At 63.0% G+C, this 20997-nt stretch carries 22 protein-coding genes and 1 pseudogene; 18 read left to right on the plus strand and 5 right to left on the minus strand.

The features are described 5' to 3' along the window. Positions 1–43 precede the first annotated feature (43 nt). From ACJD00_RS06450 to ACJD00_RS06480, 7 genes are all read left to right on the plus strand, one after another. On the plus strand, positions 44–298 hold the full coding sequence (locus ACJD00_RS06450) for a DUF3039 domain-containing protein (RefSeq protein WP_309407713.1): 255 nt from the start codon (positions 44–46) through the stop codon (positions 296–298). A 35-nt stretch (positions 299–333) separates the two neighbouring features. After that, complete coding sequence (locus ACJD00_RS06455; protein WP_418908985.1) at positions 334–2100, plus strand: DEAD/DEAH box helicase; 1767 nt, start codon at positions 334–336, stop codon at positions 2098–2100. Between the two features lie 164 nt (positions 2101–2264). After that, positions 2265–3203, plus strand: a complete 939-nt coding sequence (locus ACJD00_RS06460) for a TetR family transcriptional regulator C-terminal domain-containing protein (protein WP_418908986.1) — start codon at positions 2265–2267, stop codon at positions 3201–3203. Next, positions 3200–4105, plus strand: coding sequence for a 3-keto-5-aminohexanoate cleavage protein (locus ACJD00_RS06465; RefSeq protein ID WP_418908987.1), 906 nt, complete (start codon positions 3200–3202; stop codon positions 4103–4105). Before ACJD00_RS06460 ends, ACJD00_RS06465 begins: the two co-directional genes overlap by 4 nt. Then, positions 4102–5049, plus strand: coding sequence for a 3-hydroxyacyl-CoA dehydrogenase NAD-binding domain-containing protein (locus ACJD00_RS06470; RefSeq protein ID WP_309407708.1), 948 nt, complete (start codon positions 4102–4104; stop codon positions 5047–5049). The genes ACJD00_RS06465 and ACJD00_RS06470 overlap by 4 nt, the downstream gene beginning before the upstream one ends. Beyond that, positions 5046–5501 carry a thioesterase family protein gene (locus ACJD00_RS06475; protein ID WP_418908988.1) on the plus strand — a complete coding sequence of 152 codons (456 nt, stop codon included), beginning with the start codon at positions 5046–5048 and terminating at the stop codon, positions 5499–5501. The genes ACJD00_RS06470 and ACJD00_RS06475 overlap by 4 nt, the downstream gene beginning before the upstream one ends. A gap of 58 nt (positions 5502–5559) precedes the next feature. Then, a complete protein-coding gene (locus tag ACJD00_RS06480) occupies positions 5560–7500 on the plus strand; it encodes a BCCT family transporter (RefSeq protein WP_309407705.1) in 1941 nt (646 codons plus the stop codon). A gap of 92 nt (positions 7501–7592) precedes the next feature. Here the strand turns inward: ACJD00_RS06480 and ACJD00_RS06485 are convergent, their stop codons facing one another. Together ACJD00_RS06485 and ACJD00_RS06490 are read right to left on the minus strand one after the other, a co-directional pair. Then, complete coding sequence (locus ACJD00_RS06485) at positions 7593–8186, minus strand: isochorismatase family protein (RefSeq protein ID WP_418908989.1); 594 nt, start codon at positions 8184–8186, stop codon at positions 7593–7595. Positions 8187–8249: 63 nt separating this feature from the next. Then, positions 8250–9548, minus strand: coding sequence for a nicotinate phosphoribosyltransferase (locus ACJD00_RS06490; RefSeq protein ID WP_418908990.1), 1299 nt, complete (start codon positions 9546–9548; stop codon positions 8250–8252). A 122-nt stretch (positions 9549–9670) separates the two neighbouring features. Here ACJD00_RS06490 and clpS point away from each other — a divergent pair, with 122 nt between their 5' ends. The 4 genes and pseudogenes from clpS to ACJD00_RS06510 all read left to right on the plus strand — a co-directional run. Further along, the gene (gene clpS / locus ACJD00_RS06495) at positions 9671–9955 is read left to right on the plus strand and encodes an ATP-dependent Clp protease adapter ClpS (RefSeq protein ID WP_418908991.1); all 285 of its coding nucleotides are present in this window, start codon (positions 9671–9673) and stop codon (positions 9953–9955) included. Between the two features lie 4 nt (positions 9956–9959). Further along, a complete protein-coding gene (locus ACJD00_RS06500) occupies positions 9960–10541 on the plus strand; it encodes a DUF2017 domain-containing protein (protein WP_418908992.1) in 582 nt (193 codons plus the stop codon). Then, positions 10542–11465 (plus strand): glutamate racemase, encoded by a 924-nt coding sequence (gene murI, locus ACJD00_RS06505; protein ID WP_418908993.1) that lies wholly within the window; start codon positions 10542–10544, stop codon positions 11463–11465. It begins immediately after the preceding gene. Beyond that, positions 11462–12256, plus strand: a pseudogene (locus ACJD00_RS06510) (MBL fold metallo-hydrolase); the annotation flags it as partial. The gene murI and the pseudogene ACJD00_RS06510, both read left to right, overlap by 4 nt. A gap of 154 nt (positions 12257–12410) precedes the next feature. Here ACJD00_RS06510 and ACJD00_RS06515 read toward each other — a convergent pair. Further along, a complete protein-coding gene (locus ACJD00_RS06515; protein ID WP_418908994.1) occupies positions 12411–13130 on the minus strand; it encodes a CPBP family intramembrane glutamic endopeptidase in 720 nt (239 codons plus the stop codon). A 63-nt stretch (positions 13131–13193) separates the two neighbouring features. Here ACJD00_RS06515 and rph point away from each other — a divergent pair, with 63 nt between their 5' ends. Then, positions 13194–13928 (plus strand): ribonuclease PH, encoded by a 735-nt coding sequence (gene rph / locus ACJD00_RS06520; protein WP_418908995.1) that lies wholly within the window; start codon positions 13194–13196, stop codon positions 13926–13928. Then, positions 13925–14569, plus strand: a complete 645-nt coding sequence (rdgB, locus tag ACJD00_RS06525; protein WP_418908996.1) for an RdgB/HAM1 family non-canonical purine NTP pyrophosphatase — start codon at positions 13925–13927, stop codon at positions 14567–14569. Before rph ends, rdgB begins: the two co-directional genes overlap by 4 nt. Before the next feature lie 77 nt (positions 14570–14646). Here rdgB and ACJD00_RS06530 read toward each other — a convergent pair whose 3' ends face one another. Next, positions 14647–15876 carry an MFS transporter gene (locus ACJD00_RS06530; protein ID WP_418908997.1) on the minus strand — a complete coding sequence of 410 codons (1230 nt, stop codon included), beginning with the start codon at positions 15874–15876 and terminating at the stop codon, positions 14647–14649. Positions 15877–16071: 195 nt separating this feature from the next. Between ACJD00_RS06530 and ACJD00_RS06535 the strand changes: the two genes are divergently transcribed. The 5 genes from ACJD00_RS06535 (at position 16072) to ACJD00_RS06555 (ending at position 19805) form a co-directional block, all read left to right on the plus strand. Beyond that, positions 16072–16431 carry a GntR family transcriptional regulator gene (locus ACJD00_RS06535; RefSeq protein WP_418908998.1) on the plus strand — a complete coding sequence of 120 codons (360 nt, stop codon included), beginning with the start codon at positions 16072–16074 and terminating at the stop codon, positions 16429–16431. A gap of 34 nt (positions 16432–16465) precedes the next feature. Next, positions 16466–17383, plus strand: a complete 918-nt coding sequence (locus tag ACJD00_RS06540; protein ID WP_418908999.1) for an ABC transporter ATP-binding protein — start codon at positions 16466–16468, stop codon at positions 17381–17383. Then, a complete protein-coding gene (locus ACJD00_RS06545; protein WP_418909000.1) occupies positions 17380–18075 on the plus strand; it encodes a hypothetical protein in 696 nt (231 codons plus the stop codon). The genes ACJD00_RS06540 and ACJD00_RS06545 overlap by 4 nt, the downstream gene beginning before the upstream one ends. A 117-nt stretch (positions 18076–18192) precedes the next feature. Beyond that, positions 18193–19194, plus strand: a complete 1002-nt coding sequence (locus ACJD00_RS06550; RefSeq protein WP_418909001.1) for an exonuclease domain-containing protein — start codon at positions 18193–18195, stop codon at positions 19192–19194. Between the two features lie 179 nt (positions 19195–19373). After that, the gene (locus tag ACJD00_RS06555; RefSeq protein WP_418909002.1) at positions 19374–19805 is read left to right on the plus strand and encodes a hypothetical protein; all 432 of its coding nucleotides are present in this window, start codon (positions 19374–19376) and stop codon (positions 19803–19805) included. Positions 19806–20049: 244 nt separating this feature from the next. On the opposite strand, the gene ACJD00_RS06560 is transcribed toward ACJD00_RS06555, so the two are convergent. Continuing rightward, a complete protein-coding gene (locus ACJD00_RS06560) occupies positions 20050–20970 on the minus strand; it encodes an ADP-ribosylglycohydrolase family protein (RefSeq protein ID WP_418909003.1) in 921 nt (306 codons plus the stop codon). Positions 20971–20997 lie beyond the last annotated feature (27 nt).

Genomic DNA, 20997 nt, shown 5'->3' on the forward strand with positions numbered 1-20997 from the left:
GACTGGCCCCGCATGTGGCTTCGTCCGTACTAGAATTGACTGCATGGTCGAAGAGTCTGAAGAAACACGCGGCGGCACGGCAACCATCGAACGCACCGAGACGCGGGAAACCGTTGAACCGGGCGATCATGAGCGTTTTGCGCACTACGTGCGGAAAGAAAAAATCATGGAGTCGGCGCTCTCCGGCGACCCCGTCATCGCCCTGTGCGGCAAGGTATGGGTGCCTGGCCGCGACCCGAAAAAGTTCCCCGTCTGCCCGGAATGCAAGGAAATCTACGAGTCCATGATGGGCGAGTAATTAGGTATCCACGCAGGTTTTCCGGGAGGGGCTAGATGACCGAAACACTATTCGACTTAGGTGACAAACTTCCACTAGAAGATAAGCTTCCGGTCGCATACCCAGAACGAGCGGCCTGGGGTACCGGCCCGAAACTTCGCGCCTGGCAGGCCGAGGCATTGGCTAAGTACTTCGATACCGAACCGAAGGACTTCATGGCCGTGGCGACCCCCGGCGCCGGTAAGACGACCTTCGCGCTACGCCTGGCCAAGGTGCTGGTTGACTCGAAGAAGATCAACCGAATGATCGTGGTCGCCCCCACCGACCACCTGAAGAAGCAGTGGGCCGATGCGGCGGCCCGCGTGGGCCTGGCGTTGGACCCGAACTACAAAAACTCCGATGGTCGCCACGGCGATCATTACTTGGGTGTCGTGGTGACCTACGCACAGGTCGCCCTGAAACCCGCGGTGCACCGAGCCAAAACCGAAGCGGCCCGCACCCTTGTGATCATGGACGAGGTGCACCACGCCGGTGACGCCTTGAGCTGGGGCGATGGTATTCGCGAGGCCTTCGAACCGGCCACTCGGCGCTTGGCGCTCACCGGTACTCCATTCCGCTCGGACGCGGCTCCCATCCCGTTTGTGAACTACGTGGATGAGGGAGATGGCATTCGCCGCTCGAAGGCGGATTACACCTACGGCTATGGCAACGCCCTCGCCGATCACGTGGTGCGTCCGGTGCTATTCATGGCCTACTCGGGAAATATGCGCTGGCGGACCTCGGCCGGCGAGGAAATGGAAGCCAATCTCGGTGCCGGGTTCACCAAGGATGTCACCGCGCATGCTTGGCGCACCGCGCTCGACCCGGCCGGTGACTGGATCCCCTCGGTGTTGCGGGCTGCCGATCGGCGTCTGTCCGAGGTGCGCCGAAGCGTCAAGGACGCCGGCGGCCTGGTGATTGCCACCGACCATGAAGATGCGCGCGGCTACGCGGCGCAGCTCGAGGCGATCTGCGGGGAGAAGGTCACCACGATTCTCTCCGACGACCCCAAGGCCTCGGAGAAGATCGACGAATTCTCCGAATCCGACGCGCGCTGGATGGTTGCGGTGCGCATGGTGTCCGAAGGCGTGGACGTGCCGCGGCTCTGCGTGGGCGTCTACGCGACCTCGACGTCAACCCCGTTGTTCTTCGCTCAGGCCGTGGGCCGCTTCGTGCGTAGCCGTAAGCGCGGCGAGGTAGCCAGCGTGTTCCTTCCGTCGGTGCCGATCTTGATGGCCTTGGCCAACGAGATGGAGGTCGAACGTGACCACGCACTGGATCGTGAGGGGGAGAAGACCGAGGATGGGCTCGACGATTTCCTGATCGAGGCGGCGAATAAGGAAGATAAGGCCAACGATGAGTTGGTGCGCAACAAGTTCGAAGCGCTCAACTCGCAGGCCTCCTTTGACCGTGTGCTCTTTGACGGTGGCGAATTCGGCACCGGTGCCGAGCTGGGCAGTGAGGAAGAGCTGGGATTCTTGGGCATCCCCGGCTTGCTCGATACCGAGCAGGTCTCCGAGCTGTTGCGACAGCAACAGAGCAAGCAGATCAGCAAGGGAGCCTCGAAGCCGGAACCGGTATCGGATCACCGACGGATGATGGACCTGCGGACCAAGCTGTCCAAGAATGTGTCGGCCTGGGCCGCACGGACCGGTATGCCCCACGGCCAGGTACACAATAAGTTGCGCAGCGTTTGTGGCGGCCCAGCGGTGCCGCAGGCCACGGCCGAACAACTACAGGCACGCATCGATAAGCTCCAAGATTGGTTTGTCGGACGTAAGTAGTCAGCCCGCATCAGAATGCCCCCGAAGGTGACCGAACCGGTCGCCTTCGGGGGTGTTCTGCGTTAACGACTCGATGGGCCTGCGATCTGCCTCACAGAATCGCAATTTTTGACTAAGCATCAAAAAACTTGCGATCTGCGCGAACCGCGCCTACGCTGACTGTCATGCCAACGACGTTGACCGGTAGTGCGCTCGCCGACCGAGTGCGCCTTGCCATCAAGAAGAGCGGAAGCTCGCAACGTGACATCGCCACGCAGGCGGATATCGAAGAAACCAAGCTATCTAAGTCACTCAAGGGACTGCGACGCTTCACGGCCGACGAGCTGTTGCGTCTGGCGATGGCCACCGGAGTGACGGTCAGCTGGATTATGGGCGAGCGATCCTCGGCCGTCTCCGCGGATCCGCCGGCGACGCCCAGTTCCGGGCATCCCTCGCGCTCGGCTGATCAGAAGTTAAAGCATCGCAAAATCACCGAAGCGGCCTGGCGCCTTTTCGCCGAGCAGGGTTTCGAGTCGGTGCGGATCGTCGATATCGCCGCCGAAGCCGGGGTATCGAGCGCGACCGTGCACTATTATTTCCCGACCAAGCAGGATCTTCACACCGCGGCCATGGCGTACTCGGTCAAGCTGGCCTACGACCGGCAGGTTGCCTGGCTGAGTGATGTCAGCGACCCGGCCGAGCGGCTGACCCGATTGCTCGAACTGCAGTCTCCCGATGGGCACACCGCCGAAATGGAATGGTCCATCTGGTTGCAGACCTGGAACAAGATCACCGTGGATGGGCGACGTAACCCGGCATATCTCGAGAGCTATGCGCGGTGGGTCGCTACCGTGCGCAGCACCATCGAGGACGGGCAACGGCAAGGACTGTTCCGGGCCGGGGACGCCGAAGCCATGGCCACCGAACTGACCTCGCTGGTTGATGGCTATGGCATCAAGGTGCTGACCCATGTGATCGAGGCTCCGGCCATGGCTCGCGGACTGCAGGATTACCTACGCCGCTGCCTTGCCGTGCAGGGCTCACGAGCCGAAGCGCGCTGGACGACCTCCTTACCCACCGACCACCATTTGCCGACCTCCTTGCGGAATGGAGCCGAACGATGAACCGAAAAGTCATTTTGACCTGTGCCGTCACCGGGGCAGGGGACACCACCGGAAAAAGCGAATTCGTGCCGGTCACGCCGGAGGAGATCGCCAATGACGCGATCGCCGCCGCCCGCGCCGGTGCCTCGGTGGTGCATATCCACGTCCGCGACCCGGAATCGAAACTCGGCTCGCGCAAGGTGGAGTATTACCGGGAGGTCGTCGAACGGGTCCGCGCCTCCGAGGTTGACCCGGTGTTGAACCTGACCGCCGGGATGGGCGGGGATCTGGTCATCGACCCGCATCATCCCACGACGCACCTTCCGGGCACCGATCTGGTCAGCGGCCTCGAGCGGTTGCCGCATGTGGAGCAATTGCTTCCCGAAATCTGCACCCTCGACTGTGGGTCGTTGAACTTCGGCGAGGGGAGTAATCTCTATGTTTCCACCCCAGATATGTTGCGCGAGGGTGCGGCCCGCATTCAGGAATTGGGTGTGCGCCCGGAACTTGAAATCTTCGACACCGGCAATCTGTGGTTCGCCAACGTGATGGTGCAGGAGGGCCTGATCGATCCGCCGCCGCTGTACCAGCTGTGCATGGGCATCCCTTATGGAGCGCCGGTCGATGCAGGGTTGTTGCAAGCCATGGTGCAATTGCTCCCCAAGGGGGCCGAATTTACCTCTTTCGCCATTGGCGCCAACCAATTGCCTTGGGTCGCACAATCCGTACTCGCCGGTGGGCATGCGCGGGTCGGGCTGGAAGATAACCTGTATCTGTCCAAGGGAGTGAAGGCCACCAATGCGCAGCTGACCGACCGGGCCGTGAGCATCATCGAAAACCTCGGTGCGCAGGTGGCCACCCCGGCCGAGGCCCGTGAGATCCTCAACCTCAAGGTACAGCTCCCGACCGGAGTCGCCTCATGACCGCGCTACGTTCGGCCTCGAGCATCGACACCATCGCCTGCGTCGGTGCCGGTACCATCGGCGGCGGCTGGGCCGCATACTTCCTGGCCCGCGGCTACCGGGTGAAGGTCTGGGATCCGGCCGAAGATGCAGCGGAGAAACTTGGTCGACTCATCGACGCGGCCTGGCCGGCGTTGGCCGAGCTCGACATGGTCGAAGGTGCCGACAAGAGTGCCTTTACGGTGCACCGTGATCTCGCCGAGGCGGTGGCCGATGCCGGGTTCGTGCAGGAATCCGCCCCGGAGAATCTGCAACTCAAACGCGAGCTCTTCGCCGAGCTCGATGAGCTCACCGCACCCGACGTCGTCATCGGTTCCTCGACCTCGGGCTACCCGATGACCGAGATGGCGGTGAATCTGGTGCATCCGGAGCGTTTCGTGGTCGGGCACCCCTTTAACCCGCCGTACCTGATTCCGCTGGTGGAGGTGGTCGGCGGGGAGCTGACCGACCCGGCCGCCGTGCGCTGGGCGGCGGAGTTCTACGAGCTGATCGGCAAGTCGGTGATCCTGATGGAGCGCGAGGTGCCCGGGTTCATCGCGAACCGGCTACAGGAGGCGCTCTGGCGCGAGGCGCTTCACATGATTGATCAGGGCGAGGCGACCGTCGAGCAGATTGACCGTTCGATCACCGACGGTCCCGGCTTGCGTTGGCCGATGCACGGCCCGATGCTCACCTTCCACTTAGCCGGTGGCGAGGGCGGCATGGCCCATATGCTTGATCATTTTGGTCCCTCGCTGAAGTCACCGTGGACCCGGTTGCTCGCCCCGGAACTGACCGGGCAGCTGCGTGATGCCGTGGTGGCCGGTTGTGACTTGGCCGCCGGGGAACGTAGCTTCGCCGACCTGGTCGCCGAACGCGACGCGGGGATCGTGGCGATCCGCAAACTGGCCGGGGGACAGCGATGAACCTAGCATCTGAAAGCGTCTTCAGCGAGTATGCGACCGTCGTCGACGAGTCGTGGATCGACTACAACGGCCATATGTCCGAGGCCTACTATGTGCTGGTCTTCGGTTTTGCCACCGATGCGGCGATGGACCGACTGGGGCTGGACGCCGACTACCGGCAACGTACGAGGTGTTCGCTGTATACCGTGGAGGCGCATGTGCGCTACCTCGCGGAGGTCAGCCTGGGCCAGAGTCTCACGGTTCGCACCGTACTCGCCGGACATGGGGCCAAGAAGGTGCACCTGGCCCATGAGATGTATTGCGGCGAGCAGCTGGTGGCCACCGAGGAGATCCTCGGGCTCCACGTCGAGCAGCAGTCGGGACGGAGCGTGGCCCTGCCGGACGCCGCCCAAGATGCCGCGCGGCGGGCCGCGGCCGATCCGCCGAGCTGGTGTGGTCGACGGGTCGGGTGATCGATCCGTCCCCAAAGGTGCTAGCTCAGTGACAGAACGCGAACTCAGGTGAACAGATATGGCAGAGAATAACGAACCCCAGGAGCAAGCCACGGCGCGCAGTCGCCCCCCGATGCGCAAGCTGCTCAAGGAATTTACGCAACCCGGCTTGGTGCACCCGGCCCTGATCCCAGGAATCGGGGTCGAATCGACCCGCCAAGACTTTCGGACCAATAAGCTCGTCTTTGCCCTCTCCGGGGCGCTGATCCTCGCGGTCATTCTCTGGGCCGTCTTCGCCCCGGACTCGGTCTCCAGCGTCGGTGGGATCGCCCTGTCCTGGGTGACCACGAATTTTGGATGGATGTTCGGGCTGCTCTCGGTGGCCATCGCGGTGTTCATGCTCATCGTCGGGTACTCACGCACCGGCGGGATCCGCCTGGGCGCGGATGAGGAAAAACCCGAGTTCTCCACCGTTTCGTGGGTGGCGATGCTGTTTTCGGCCGGTATTGGCATTGGTCTGCTGTTCTATGGTCCCTACGAGCCGCTGGTGTATTTCCAGAACCCGCCCTATGGTTTCGAGTCAACGGCCGGAACCCCGGACGCCATGCACGATGCGATGGCGCAAACCATGCTGCACTGGGGCCCGATCGCGTGGGCCTACTACGCGCTGGTGGGCGGGGCCATCGCCTATAGCGCCTACCGTCGTGGACGCCCGCCGCTGATCTCTTCGATCTTCGAGCCGATTTTTGGGCGGCGCACCCATGGCCCGATCGGGGCGACCATCGATATTTTTGCCATTCTCGTCACCCTCTTTGGCACCGCGATCTCTCTGGGTATCGGAGCGCTGCAGATCGGGCGCGGCTACGAGGTCGTGACCGGGGCCGGCCCGGTGGGCAACGCCTTCCTCATTGGTGCCATCACCCTGCTGACCGTGATGTTCATCCTCTCGGCCGTCTCCGGGGTCAAGCGCGGCATCCGTGCGCTGTCGAATCTGAATATGGTGTTGGCCGGGCTGCTGGCGCTGTTTATCTTCCTGGTCGGCCCGACGCTGTACCTCTTGAACTTCATGCCCGCAGGGATGGCCGCCTTCTTCGGCGACCTGTTCACCATGTTGATGCGCAACCCGAATCAGAGTCCCGAGGCCGCCGAGTTTATGGGTGGCTGGACCACCTACTACTGGGCGTGGTGGGTGACCTGGACGCCGTTCGTCGGGCTCTTTATCGCCAAGATTTCGCGCGGCCGCACGCTGCGTGAATTTGTCACCGTGGTCATCATTGTCCCGGCCCTGGTGTGTTTCTTCTGGTTCTCCATTTTCGGCGGTACGTCGATGTGGATGGAGATGACCGGTCAGAGCATCAGCGATGCCGGTTCGCCGCAGGCCATGCTCTTCGCCCTGCTCGATAACCTGCCCGGTAGTACCGTGCTGTCCATTATCGCGCTGGTCTCCATCGTGGTCTTCTTCATCACCTCGGCCGACTCGGCCTCGATCGTGATGGCCTCGATGTCCCAGCGTGGCCGGCCCGAACCCTCGCGCTGGGTCACCGTGGTGTGGGGCCTGTTGTTGGGCTTGACCGCCGCCTCGCTGCTGCTGGCCGGTGGTGAGGAGGGGCTCAGCGGCCTGCAGTCGCTGATGGTTGTTTCGGCGCTGCCCTTCGCCTTCGTGGTGATGGGGATTATCGTGGCCTGGTGGCGGGATCTGCGCACCGACCCCTATATCCTGCGGGCCAAGTTCGCCCACGCGGCCATCGCCCAGGGTATCCGCCGTGGCATCGAGGACTACGGCGATGACTTCGTCTTCAACGCCACCGCGGTGGATAAGGAAGAGGGAGCCGGGGCCGGGCTACATACCGAGGACCCGCAATTGACCGAGTGGTATCTGCAGGCCACCGGGGAGATCGATCTGGTCAAGCCGGGGGATATCACCCGCACTCTGCAGCCGGGCAAGATTCAGCACGAACATGAGCAGAATCCGGAGCACACCGCCTCCGGCGACGCTTCGCTGACCGTGGGCGAAAAATAGTCGCGGGCTCATCCAGCCCTTTGCACTGAGAACCGGCCCGGACGCACCCCTGAAGGGTGCGTCCGGGCCGGTTCTCTGCGGTTTGCGGTGAGTTAGCCGAGAGTGAGTACCGTGACGCCCGCGGCGCGCAGCTCGTCGTGGACGTGCGGCATGTTCTCGGGCGAGACCGCCGCGGTCAACGGGGCGATCACGGTGGTGTGAAAGCCCTGCGAGGCGGCGTCCAGGGCTGTGGCGCGCACGCAGTGATCCGCGGCCAGCCCCACCACATCGACCGAGGTGATGCCGTGCGCGCGCAACCAGTCGCCTAGGAGCGCCCCGGATTCGTCGTCCTTGGGAGCCTGGGCGAGCATTTCACGGGCCTCGAATCCGGAGTAGGCTGCGGTGAAGCGTCCCTTGGTGAAGTGGGCATCTACCGGAAGGTCTGCGATCGCCGGGTGCAGTTCGGCACCCGGGGTGCCGGCAACACAGTGCACCGGCCACGAATCGACGAAATCCGGGGTGGAGGAGAAGTGCTCTCCGGGGTCGATATGCCAGTCTTGGGTGGTGACGATCGCCGCATAGTGTGAGCGCCGGGATTCGACGTCCGAGGCGATGGCGGAGGCCACCATTTCTCCACCGGTGACCGGCAGTGCGCCGTTCTCGCAAAAGTCCGGCTGCACATCCACGATGATCAGGGCGTTGCTCATCTGTTGGCTCCCTTCGGGCCGATGGTGACGCTAGAGGCTAGCGGTGCTGGGCACCAGTGTGCGCTAGTTTTCCAAGAATTCGGTGGGAATTACCGGTTCGCCGCGTTGGAGCTTCCTGGCCTCGCCCGGTAGCTCTTGAATCGAGTCGTGGTGCCGTTGCGCCGCCAGGCGCACTCCTTCGGCCCCCACATAGCGGGTATCGATCTCCCCATCGACCACCAGCGGCACGGTGAGCGCCCGAGCATCGACCTGCGGGTCTGCGTCGTTGAGGGTGACCAATTCGGTCACCGCACGGCCGCGCTCATTGAGCTGGCGGAAGCCGCGCTTACGCCCGCCGACACTGGCCTTATTGGTGGCGGCCTTGGCGACCGGCACCCAGTTACCCTGCGCATCGTGCCGCGCGACCAGCTTGTAGACCATCGAGGCGGTGGGGTGCCCGGACCCGGTCACCAGCGCGGTGCCCACGCCGTAGGCGTCCACCGGGGCGCTGGCCAACGCGGCGATGGCGTATTCGTCCAGGTCGCTCGTCACGGTGATCTTGGTGTTCCAGTTCCCCAAATCGTCGAGCAGCTCACGCACCCAGGTGGCCTGTTGCACCAGATCGCCCGAGTCGAGCCGGACGGCGCCGAGTTCGGGACCGGCGACCTCGACGGCGGTGCGCACCCCGCGCTCCACATCGTAGGTATCCACCAGCAAGGTGGTGCCGCGGCCCAGCGAGGCGACCTGGGCGGCGAAGGCATCGGCCTCGGTGTCATGCAGCAGGGTGAAGGAGTGCGCGGAGGTGCCCAGGGTTTTCAGCCCATAGCGGCTGCCGGCCTCCAGATTGGAGGTGGAGGTGAACCCGGCAATCACCGCGGCACGTGCGGCGGCCACGGCGGATTCCTCATGGGTGCGCCGCGAGCCCATTTCAATGCAGGGGCGCCCCGAGGCCGAGGCGATCATGCGCGAGGCGGCCGAGGCGATCGCCGAATCGTGGTTCAGGATCGAAAGCAGGTAGGTTTCGATCACGCAGGCCTCGGCGAAGGTGGACTGCACGGTAAGCACCGGCGAATTCGGGAAATAGAGTTCACCTTCGGCGTAGCCGGTGATGGTGCCGCTGAATCGGAAATTCTCCAGGTAGGAGATGGTGGCCTTGTCCACGACCTTGGTATCGGAGAGGAAGCGCAGCGACTCGTCGTCAAAATGGAAATCGCGCAATCCCTCGAGCAGGCGGCCGGTGCCGGCCACCACTCCGTAGCGGCGGCCCTCAGGCAGGCGTCGGGCGAAAGCCTCGAACACGCTGGGGCGGTGAGCGGCCCCCGAGGCCAGCGCCGCCTGCAACATGGTCAGCTCGTAGTGATCGGTGAAAAGGCTCGTGAGCATCGAGGCGCTCCAAAGGTGGGAGGGTAGGTGAATCGAGTTTTACTGTATAACGTCACGGCCGGGATGGTGATATTGCGCGCTGCGGCACGCTCATTGGGGCCGTGGGAGCGTAAAATGAAGTTATGACCGTAATGCCCGACGTGTATGAACAGACCGAATCACAGGTGGTGCAGGAAAAGCCCTGGCGCCTGATCGTGTGGAACGATCCGGTAAACCTGATGAGTTACGTGTCCTATGTGTTCCGCTCCTATTTCGGCTTCCCCCGGGAGAAAGCCGAACACCTGATGATGTGCGTGCACCAGGACGGGCATTGCGTGGTGCGTAGTGGCCCGAAGGAAAAGATCGAGTCCGACGTGCATGCCATGCACGGTTTCGGGTTGCAGGCCACCATGACCCAGGAGGTCTAGGCCCGTGGCCACAGGCTTTAGAAACACCGCCCGCGGCATCGCCGGGTCGCTGCCCTCGGCAGAACGTGCCCTGCTGGGCAAGCTCTTCGGCGACGTGATCGAACTGCTCACCGGGCGCCAAGAGGTCCACGCCCTCGATGATGAGGTGGACCCGCTCTACGCGTTGACTGGGATGCGTCCAAGCGACGCTCAGCTACCGGTTCCCTCCGACCCGGCCGTGCACCGGTTGCTCCCCGACGCGAGCCAGGACCCCGAAGTGGCCGCCGAATTTCGTCGGCTAACCGAGGCCGACCTGCTCAGCGAAAAACTCGGGCGGCTACGCGAGGGACAGTTACTGCTCGAATCCGAGAAGGTGCTCTTCGGCGATACCGCCCAGGCCACCCGCTTCGCCCAGGCGCTCAACGACGTCCGTCTGGTGTTAGCCACCCGACTGGACATCGAGGATGAAGCCGATGCCGAACGCATCGGGCAGATCCTCGACGCCGCCGAAGTCCAGACCCAAGAGGACTACCTGGCGCTGGTCTACAACCTGGTCTCTTGGCTACAGGACAGTTTGATGTCCGCCCTATTGAATGAGCAGGCGTAAATGCCCTCCCACTTTGCCACCGCCCCGGCCAGCACCCCGGAGCAAAACACGCCCGTCGGCATCTTCGATTCCGGGGTCGGCGGGCTGACCGTCGCCCGCGCCATCATCGACCAGCTGCCCGGCGAATCGCTGATCTACGTGGGCGACACGAAAAACTCTCCCTACGGTCCCTTGCCCATCGCCCAGGTGCGCGCCAACGCGCTGGGGGTTATGGATGAGCTGGTCGACGCCGGGGTGAAGGCGTTGGTCATCGCCTGCAACTCGGCCTCCTCGGCGGTGCTGCGCGACGCCCGGGAACGTTACACCGCCGGCTATGGGATCCCGGTGATCGAAGTGATCCAACCGGCGGTGCGCCGCGCCGTGGCCGCCACCAAAAACGGCAAGATCGGCCTGATCGGCACCGAAGCCACCGTTGGCTCGCGCGCCTATGAGGATGCCTTCGCCGCGGCTCCGAACCTTGAGATTACGGCCGCGGCGTGCCCACGTTTCGTAGAATTCGTCGAATCTGGAATTACCGCCGGCGCCGAACTGCTCGAGGTGGCCCGTGAATATTTGGCGCCACTCCAGGCCGCCGGGGTGGACACCCTGATTCTCGGTTGCACCCACTATCCGCTGCTGACTGGTGTGATCTCCTATGTGATGGGCGATGCGGTCACGCTGGTGTCCAGTGCGGAGGAAACCGCGAAGGACACCTTCAAGGCGCTCACCGGCCACGGACTGCTGCGTGACGACGGCGAACCGGCGCGTCACGAATTTCTCGCTACCGGCAACGCTGATAGCTTTGAGATACTGGCGCGACGCTTTCTGGGCCCCGAAGTCCATCAGGTGCGTCACGTGGACAACGTAGCAGCGAGGTACCCCACCGGGGCAATTGCCCGGGTGACCCCGCAGATGATTGCCGCCTCGAAAGCGAGTAACCAATGAAGCTGACCATAATCGGGTGTACCGGTTCCTTCCCGGGTCCGGGCTCGCCGGCCTCATGCTATTTGGTGACCGCTTTCGACGGCACCCGCGACTGGAAGATTCTGCTGGATCTAGGCTCCGGCGCTCTCGGCGTGCTGCAGCGCTACACGGATCTGAAGGATATTGACGGGATCATGATCTCGCATCTGCATCCGGATCACTGCATGGATCTGTGCGGGATGCACGTGGCCATCCGCTGGGACCCCGAGGGGTGGGGCCGCGACCGGATGCTGGTGCACGGACCACAGGCCACCGCGAAACGTATCGAAACCGCTTACGGTCTGCCCGAGGGCGACACCATGCGCAAGGACTACCACTTCAAGTCCTGGGCCTCGCGGCAACCGGTACAGGTGGGGCCCTTCACCATCACCCCATACCCGGTGCGCCATCCCATCGAAGAGGCCTACGCGCTGCGCGTCGAGGCCCGCGAGCCGGGACCAGATGGTGAGGAACTGACCAGTATTCTGACGTATTCCGGCGATACCGATACCTGCGAGGGTCTGGTGGAGGCCGCTCGCGATTCGGATATGTTCCTCTGTGAGGCCGCGTTCGAAGAGGGACGCGACGACCACATCGAAGGGGTGCACCTGACCGGTAAACGCGCCGGGCAGATGGCCACCGAGGCCGGCGCCGAGCGCCTGCTGCTGACCCACATTCCGGTGTGGACCTCCATCACCAAAATGGTCGAGGAAGCCAAGGAAACCTACGACGGCGACATCGCGGTAGCGGTGTCGGGCGTGACCTACGGCGTCTATTCGGGCACGCGCAAGGAAGTCAAACCCCCGCAGTACTACAAGGGGGACGTGGGCACCGACTACATCAAATCGCCCACCGGATCGTTGCCGACCATCGACTACACCAAGGTGCGTAAGTTCCCGATCCTCAAGCGCAAGAAGTAGGCACGCATTACTCCAGCGGCACCCCGGCCAGCATTAGCGCCGGGAACACCACGGCCGGGATGGTCGAGCCGAGGTTGACGAACAGGTGGGTGAGCGTCACCGGCAGCAGTCGGCCTTGACGCGCAACCACCCAGGCCGAGAGCAGTCCCCAGACGAAAAAGGCCGCCCCGTAGACGATGGCTCCGGGCAGCGTGGGGGCAAAGAACATATGCTGAATCCCGAAGAAGAACGAGGGCACCCAGATACCGCGCGCCCCGCCGAGCCGGGATTGCGCGTAGCCACGGTACAGGGCCTCTTCCACCGGTGCGTTAAACAACCCGTAGGTCACCAGCGTGGCAAGACCCAGCGCGAGCAGGAGCCCCGGCGGTAGTTCCGGGTCCGAGACCGCAAAGATGGTGGTGAAGCCGGTATTTAGATCTCCGGTGAGCAGGAATACCGTCACGTTGATCACGGCGGCGAAGGCGACGGAAAACAGCACGAGCCACAACAGCGCCCAGAGCAGCTCACGGGGCCAACTCCGGCCCGGACGAAATGAGATCGGTGCGTGCTCCTCCCGGGCGAAACGCCGCACCAAAAGCCAGGTCACCAGGTTCACCGGCAACAGGAACAAGGCCCCTAGCATGATCATCGCATCGCCAAAGAGCAGGGCGGCGAGTCGCATCGACAAGGCAATCAGAATGACTCGTAGCACCAGGAGTCCCAGCGCCCGTTGAGTGAGGGTCTGCATAGGCTCACCCTAGCCCCACGGCCGCTTGGCTGAATAGTGCGGCCTGCCGATAGGATGGAAACCATGACTGTACGCGCCGACGGCCGTAGCGCCGCGCAACTTCGAGATATCACCATTACCCGCGGTTGGTCCGCTCAGGCAGAGGGCTCCGCACTGATCGAATTTGGCAACACCCGGGTGCTGTGCACCGCGTCTTTCACCGAAGGCGTGCCGCGCTGGCTCAAGGGTCAGGGCACCGGCTGGGTCACCGCCGAATATGCCATGCTGCCGCGTGCCACCAACACCCGTAATTCCCGCGAGGCCGTCAAGGGCAAACTGTCGGGCCGTACCCACGAAATCTCTCGTCTCATCGGCCGTTCGCTTCGTGCCGTAGTTGACACCAAGGCCTTGGGCGAAAACACCATCGTGCTGGACTGCGACGTGTTGCAGGCCGACGGCGGCACCCGTACCGCGGCCATTACCGGAGCCTACGTCGCCTTGGCCGAAGCCATCGAATGGGCGCGGACCCAGGGCATTATCAAGGCCGGAGCGCAGGTACTCACCGATTCGGTGGCCGCCATCTCCGTGGGCATCATCGACGGCACGCCCATGTTGGATCTTCCCTACGAGGAGGACGTGCGGGCCGAAACCGACATGAACGTCGTGGTGACCGGTTCCGGTGACTTTGTCGAGGTGCAGGGCACCGCCGAAGGTGTGCCTTTCAAGCGCGCCGAACTGGACTCGCTACTGGACCTCGCGCTGATCGGGACCAGCGAGCTGGCCCAAATTCAGGCCGAGACCTTGAAGTTTGGCGCATGAGCGCCCCGGTTCTCGTACTGGCCAGCCGCAACGCCGGAAAGCTGCGTGAGCTACGCGAACTACTACGCGGCAAGGTGCCGGGATTGGATGTCGATACCCAGGTCATCGACGCGGCCAGTGCCGGTGCGCCGGACCCCGTGGAAGATCAGGTGACCTTCCAAGGCAACGCCTTGAAAAAGGCTCGTGAAATCGCCGCACACACCGGGCTGATTGCGCTCGCCGACGACTCGGGATTGAGCGTTGAGGTGCTCGGCGGGGCGCCGGGAATCTTCTCGGCCCGCTGGTCCGGACGGCATGGGGATGACGAGGCAAATATCGACCTGCTGCTCGGACAGCTCAGCGACATCGCGGCCGAACACCGCGCCGCCGCGTTCGTTTGTGCCGCGGCACTAGCCACCCCGGCCGGAACCGAGCATGTTGAATTGGGCAAGGTGCCCGGCGTCTTGCGCACCGAGCGTGCCGGAGAGCACGGCTTTGGGTACGACCCGATCTTCGAACCCGAAGGGGCGGGCAAGACCATGGCCGAGCACACCCCGGAAGAGAAGAATGCGATGTCGCATCGGGCGCGTGCCTTCGCCGCACTGCTGCCCGCCGTGATCGAGGCGGTCAGCGCCGAACTGAAGACTCGTTCTCAGAACTAGTAAGCACCGATTAACACAGGCCGCCGACCGTCACTTTCTGACTGTCGGCGGCCTGCGTTTTGTGGCATTGGGGGAGCCTAGCTGAGTTCGGCGCCGCGACGTTCGGGGATGAGGAACATGGCGGCGAAGCCCAGCAGATAAATCACCGGCAACATGCCTAGCGCCGCACCGAAACCAAAGGATCCGGCCAGCAGTGCAATGACCAGTGGGGCGAAGCCACCCACGCCGCGCCCAATATTGAACAGCACGTTCTGGGCGGTGGCTCGGGCGTGGGTTGGGTAGAGTTCGGCCAGCAGCGCTCCGTAGCCACCGAGCGTGCCGTTGGCAAAGGCACCCATCACGAAGCCGGCGGCCAGCAGCCAGTTCGGGTCAGTAATCTGCGAGTAAATCAGTACCGAAAGCGCGGCACCGATCTGGAAGGTCCAGAAGGCGGCACGGCGTGAAACCCGGTCGGCCAGCTGACCGAAGAGGATGATGCCAAGCATCATGCCGGCTACCGTGACGGCCGTCCATAGGCTCGAGCCGGTCAAGGTCATCTCATAGCGCTTGGCTAGGTAGCTTGGGAGCCAGGTCATGATGCCGAAGTAACCGAAGTTTTGCACGCTGGTCAGCACCACCATCGCCAGCGACGTGCGTCGCGCCGCCCCGGTGTTGACCAAGGGTGCCAGCGACTGGCGCAAGGTCGGGCGCGGCCCCTCGGACTGGGTGAAGCGCTCCGGCTCGCGCACCCCGCGGCGCACGATCATTGCGTACACTGCCGGCAACGCGCCGATCACGAAGAGCCCGCGCCAACCGAAAAGCGCAATCACCGGGGCCGATAGTAGGGCCGCGGCTAGCACGCCAAATTGGAAGCCGATGCCTACCCAACTGGTGGCACGGGCACGCCAACGTGCCGGGACCGCCTCCGCGGCCAGCGTCATGCCGATGCCGAATTCACCACCGATGCCGATGCCGGCGATAAACCGGTACGCGGCCAAATCCCAGTAGCCGGTGGCCACGGCGGACAGGCCGGTGAATACCGCGAAGATCAGCACCGAATAGGTCAGGATCTTGACCCGTCCGAAGCGGTCGGCCAACACACCGAACACCACACCACCGAGTACCGCGCCAAGCAGCGTCAAGGTGGCCAGTGAACCGGCCTGCGGGTCGCTGAGCCCGAAACTGGCGGTGATACCCGTCAGGGCGAAGGAGAGGATCAACAGGTCGAATCCGTCGAGCCCATAGCCGATGGCGGCGGCAAAGACGGCCTTTCGGGCATAGCGTTCGGCGGATTGGCCCGTTGGGGCGGGACGTGTGTCGGTGGGCATGAAGGCCTTTCAGGTGCTGCGAGTTCACCATCGTGCGGTAGGCAAACGACTCAATTTTACGGCATTATTCGAGCCTCGAAAATCGGAGGACATGAGGTCTTGACGAGCCGGTACCTCGCCTCTATGGTTAATTACATGAGTAACTAACCAACTAACTAGGCCTGTTAGTGGGTCCGAGCTTGGAAAGGGGTCGGGGTGATCGATGATTCCAAGCCGATCTTCATTCAGGTCGCGGAGCGGATTGAGAATGACATCGTCTCCGGTGTTCTGGCTGAAGAGTCCCAGGTACCGTCCACCAATGAATTTGCGGCCTTCTATCGGATAAATCCGGCCACCGCAGCGAAGGGAATTAATCGCTTGGTGGAGGACGGGCTGCTGTATAAGAAGCGGGGCATCGGCATGTTTGTCGCGCAAGGAGCGCCACATAGACTGCGCCAGAAGCGCCGCGAAGAATTCGCCCAGCAGTACATTGCGCCGTTGACGGCCGAAGCTTCCAAATTAGGCATCGGCCTCGACGAACTCATTGCCATGATCAAGACCGGTGCGTCCAGCTAACACCGGGAAGACCAAGCACAGTCAGGACTGAGCCATGACCATTACACCTGCCATCGCCACCCGAGCGCTGAGCAAGACCTACAAAGACGTCCGGGCACTGGACAACGTCAATTTGGAGTTGCTTCCCAACCGTATGTACGGCTTGTTAGGACGCAATGGAGCCGGTAAAACCACGTTGATGTCCATCCTTACCGGACAGAACTTCGCCGATAGTGGTGAAGCCGAAATCTTCGGACACGACCCCTTTGAACACGATGCGACCTTGTCGCGTATCTGCTTCATTCGTGAATCTCAGAAGTACCCAGACGACTTTCGCGCCCATCAGGCGTTCAAGGCAGCCGCGCTCTTTTTCGAGAACTGGAACGAGGAGCTTGCACAAGACCTCATTGCCGCCTTCAATCTTCCGGTAAAACGCCGAATCAAGAAACTGTCACGCGGTCAACTATCCGCGGTAGGCGTCATTATCGGGATGGCGTCGCGGGCCGAGGTCACCTTCTTTGACGAACCCTATCTGGGGCTGGACGCGGTCGCACGACAGATTTTCTACGACCGGCTCGTCGAAGACTTCGCGGAGTATCCGCGCACCATCGTGCTTTCCAGCCATCTGATCGATGAGGTGGCTAACCTCCTCGAACATGTCATCGTCATCGACCAAGGCCGCATCGTGGTTGACGATGATGCCGAAGAATTGCGCGGATCGGCGGTCACAGTAACAGGAAGCGCGGAGCGCGTCGAGGAGTTCATCAACGGATATCCGGTGATACACCGCGACGCCCTGGGATCCTTGGCCAGCGTCAGTATTCGGGCCCGACTTAGCAGCAGCGAGCGCGAGAAGGCACGCGCCCTCGGGCTGGAGCTGAGCCCGGTATCCCTTCAGCAACTCGTGGTGCGCAGCACCCTGAGTCGTGTCGACACACTTGTCCCCGCCGGTGAACAGGAGGCCCGCAAATGAACCGCATCATCAAGGTTGCGCGAATGCAGCTGATCAACAAGTGGACCTTTATTGGCATCCCGCTGCTCATCTTGGTCGCAAGCTTCGCATTTACCCTCGCTATCTGGCTACTGGTCCGGCGAGCAGGTGGCGACGGCGTACTCTACGGCGGCGGGGCCCAGGCCCCGATGTGGTACTTCTTGGCCCTAGGGGTTCAAGCGCTTACCTTGACCTTTCCGTTCTCGATGGCCATGAGCGTCTCCCGCCGGACCTTCTACCTGGGGACCCTGGGTCTGTTCGCACTCTGCGCGTTGGCCTTGTCCGTGTTTTATTACCTGATGGGTCTGGTCGAAGTTGCGACCGGTGGCTGGTGGGTCGACGGGCAATTCTTCGCACTACAGTGGATTGCCGATAACAACTGGTTCGTCCAGATCATGTTCTACTTCGTGCTGATGGTTTTGCTCTTCATGGTCGGCTTCTTGATTGCGACGATCTACATGAGGTGGCGCAGCACGGGCATGCTCGTATTCTTTATTGGCCTTGGTCTGGTGCTTCTTGGGATCATCGCCCTGTTTACCTTCGGTAACTTCTGGCCAACGTTCTGGAGCTGGGCCTTGAGCTGGACAGCTGCAGGGGTGACGCTCTGGGGTGCCGTTGCAGCCGTGGCGATGGCGGGCAGCTCCTATCTGACCCTGCGCCGAGCGACCGCCTGAGCAGCATCGTAAAACGCCTAATTTTGACCGGAAATCTCTGGCCGATCCCCATGGGATAAGGCACACTCTGCCCCGAACGGATCTCTAAGGTACGTTCGGGGCAGTAGACTATCAGCCGTGGCATTGGACTTCACGGCAATCGATTTTGAAACGGCAAACGGGTTTATCGGCTCCGCCTGCTCGGTGGGACTACTCAAGGTACGCGGTGGTCGCATTGTCGATCGTGCCTCCTGGCTCCTGCGTCCACCGCCGGGATTCGATCACTTCGATCCGCGCAATGTCTCCATTCACCACATCACTCCAGAGATGGTCGCCGAGGCACCACGCGTCGGAGATAGGCTTCCAGACCTGCTGAAGTTCGTGGGGCAAGACTTGCTCGTGGCACATAACTCGGCATTCGATACCGGAGTTATTCGCGCCGCCGCGGAAGCCAGCGAAGTCATGGTTCCGGGCCTCGAACACCTGTGCACCGTGAAGCTAGCCCGCAAGGTCTACGACCTGCCCAGTTACTCACTGCCTTTCGTAGCCGAAGAAGCCGGACACCCGATCGAGAACCACCACGAGGCCCTGGCAGATGCCGAGGCCTGTGCTTGGGCGCTGATCGATATGGCCGAACGCGGCGCTCACGATACCGCCGTGCAGGTGGCGCAGGCGCATCAGGTTCCCATTGCTGCCTCGGGCTCTTGGTCTCCGGGCGACCCACCGTCGCGGGCACTGCGTGATGCTCAGGGGTGGCTGGCCCACGGACATCACCTGCCGCCACGAGATGCCTTTACCCACTGGCCGCAGGAGGGGGAGAACCCCACTCCGAACGAACAGGCCGATCCGAGCCACCCGCTGTACGGTCAGGTCGTGGTGTTTACCGGAAATCTAGCGGTGCCCCGGCCTACCGCGAAGTCGTGGGCCGCCGCGCATGGAGCAACCACAGCCTCTCGGGTGACCCGCGCGACGACCGCGCTTGTAGTGGGCGATGGGTTCGTGCCCGAAGACTTGGCCAACGGCCGACTGACCAACAAGGCCAAGCACGTGTTGCGTCTGCGTGAATCCGGCCAGCGCGTATCGGTCATCTCCGAGGGCGAGTTTATGCAGCTCGTCGACGGTTTCTCCGCCGGGGCCTAACGCTCCTACCAGCACAGCACACCGTGACTGGGTATTTTCGAGCCTACGCGTGAAGATCGGTGCAGTCGCTGACCCTGCGTGAGCTCGGTGCGCTACAGCCCGTTCACGGGACCACTGCCGACGTTGTCTCCGGGGCAGCTCACATGAACTAGCTCAAGGAATGTGGCACGATATGTGCCATGGACACCACCGACGAGCTGGCACGCCGAATCCGGGAACGCGGATTGCCTGAAGCCGTGGTGAGCCTCGCGCTTCATGGCGGGGCCGCCGTTCATCCGGCGCTAGATTTGCATGTTGACTACATTGACCTGACCGGTGATGACCCCACCTCTGCGGTGCTTGGCGCCACCGAATCGGAGTACATGCTGCCACTTTGGATGACCGGGGCGACTACGACAGTGTTCTCTCGAGGTGATGGCAGCTACGAGCTTTGGAACGCCGAAGACGAATCCGGGCCATGGGAGCGGTGGTCGGATTTTGGGGGAGTGGTACGTTCCCTGCTCACCGACCTCTGGGAATCCGAGGTCGACGAGGCACAGCGACGCGAAGTCGCCGAGCTCCTGGTGCCGAAGGAACAGGTAGACGCGGTGTTGGAACCCGAAGAACGCTAAGAACGTTGGTCGAGAACGCTCCGGCAACCTTGGCGATAAGCCCTTGCTCCGTGCCAGACCGGGGGCCGTGACGCCAATCGACGTCGAGCCACGATTCATTGTTTCGCCGCCAGTTCGCGGTGGCGGTGATCTACCTAAACGGGAGGTCGCTGCGGAGAAACGTAAAACCCCCGGGCGAGGCTTAGCAAGCACCGCCCGGGGGTTAGCGCCTCAGCATCGGTGGCCGAGGCATGAACACAGCCGACTAGGCGATCAGGTCCATCCAACGATCGTGGAGCAATGAGATCGCTGCGTCCAGCGAGGAGGCCGGGCGCTCGCCGATGACATCCGAACCGTAGACCGCGGCCAGCAGTGCTACCGCGTAGGCGTCGGCCTCCGGGTCACGCGGCTCGACGGTCTGTGGCTCGTCGTCCGCGTCGGAGTCTTCCTCGCTCGCCTGCTCGCCGAAGTAGCTGGCATAGGCTTCGGTGGCCGGTAGTTCCAACACTGCACTGACGGAGCTGACGATCTGGGCCAGCGCCGCCGCGGCGGTACCGCTGGTGCCCTCCAGCAGGCTCGGCCAGGTCTCTGCGGCCTGCGCACCGGACTCGAGCGCGGAGCGCAGAATCAGTGCCGCCGCCACGCAGGTGGCCGCCGCGTCGGCGTCATGGGTGAGGTAGGCGGCCGAGCGGGCCAGCGACGTGGTGGTAGTCTCCGGGACACGGGCGAGTAAGGCCACCACGGCGGCTCGCGGCAGGACGCCGGTGGAATCGGCGCCCGGTCCGGTAGGTCGTGCGGCCAAGCCCATATCCGCGTGGTTCAGTCCGGCCAGCGTCAGTGGGTCACCCGGTAGCGGCGGGTGATCGAAGTCGGTGGCGGCCAGTTCGGTGTCCAACCAGCGATCTTGAGGTTCCGGGGCACCCTCGGGGAAGCTTCCGGTGAGGAAGCGGTAGCCGCGCAGCGCGGCGAGCCACAGGCAGGCTGCCTCGTCGCTGGCGACGCCGTCGTTGGCCCATTCCAAGGCTTCGAGCAGACCGTCGGCCAGGTATAGGTTCAGGATTTCGGTGGCGCCGGGTTCCTCGTCCTCGCGGGCATGTGTGGCCCCATCGGCCAGGCCCAACAGGATGGCGAACACCTTATCGGAGTAGTTCTCGGGCAATAACGTGGGAGCTCCGCTTTCATTCACAGTCCACATTGTAGTGCGCAAAGCGTC

Source organism: Glutamicibacter endophyticus (assembly GCF_048457885.1).
In the GTDB taxonomy this organism is placed as follows: Bacteria; Actinomycetota; Actinomycetes; order Actinomycetales; family Micrococcaceae; genus Glutamicibacter; species Glutamicibacter endophyticus.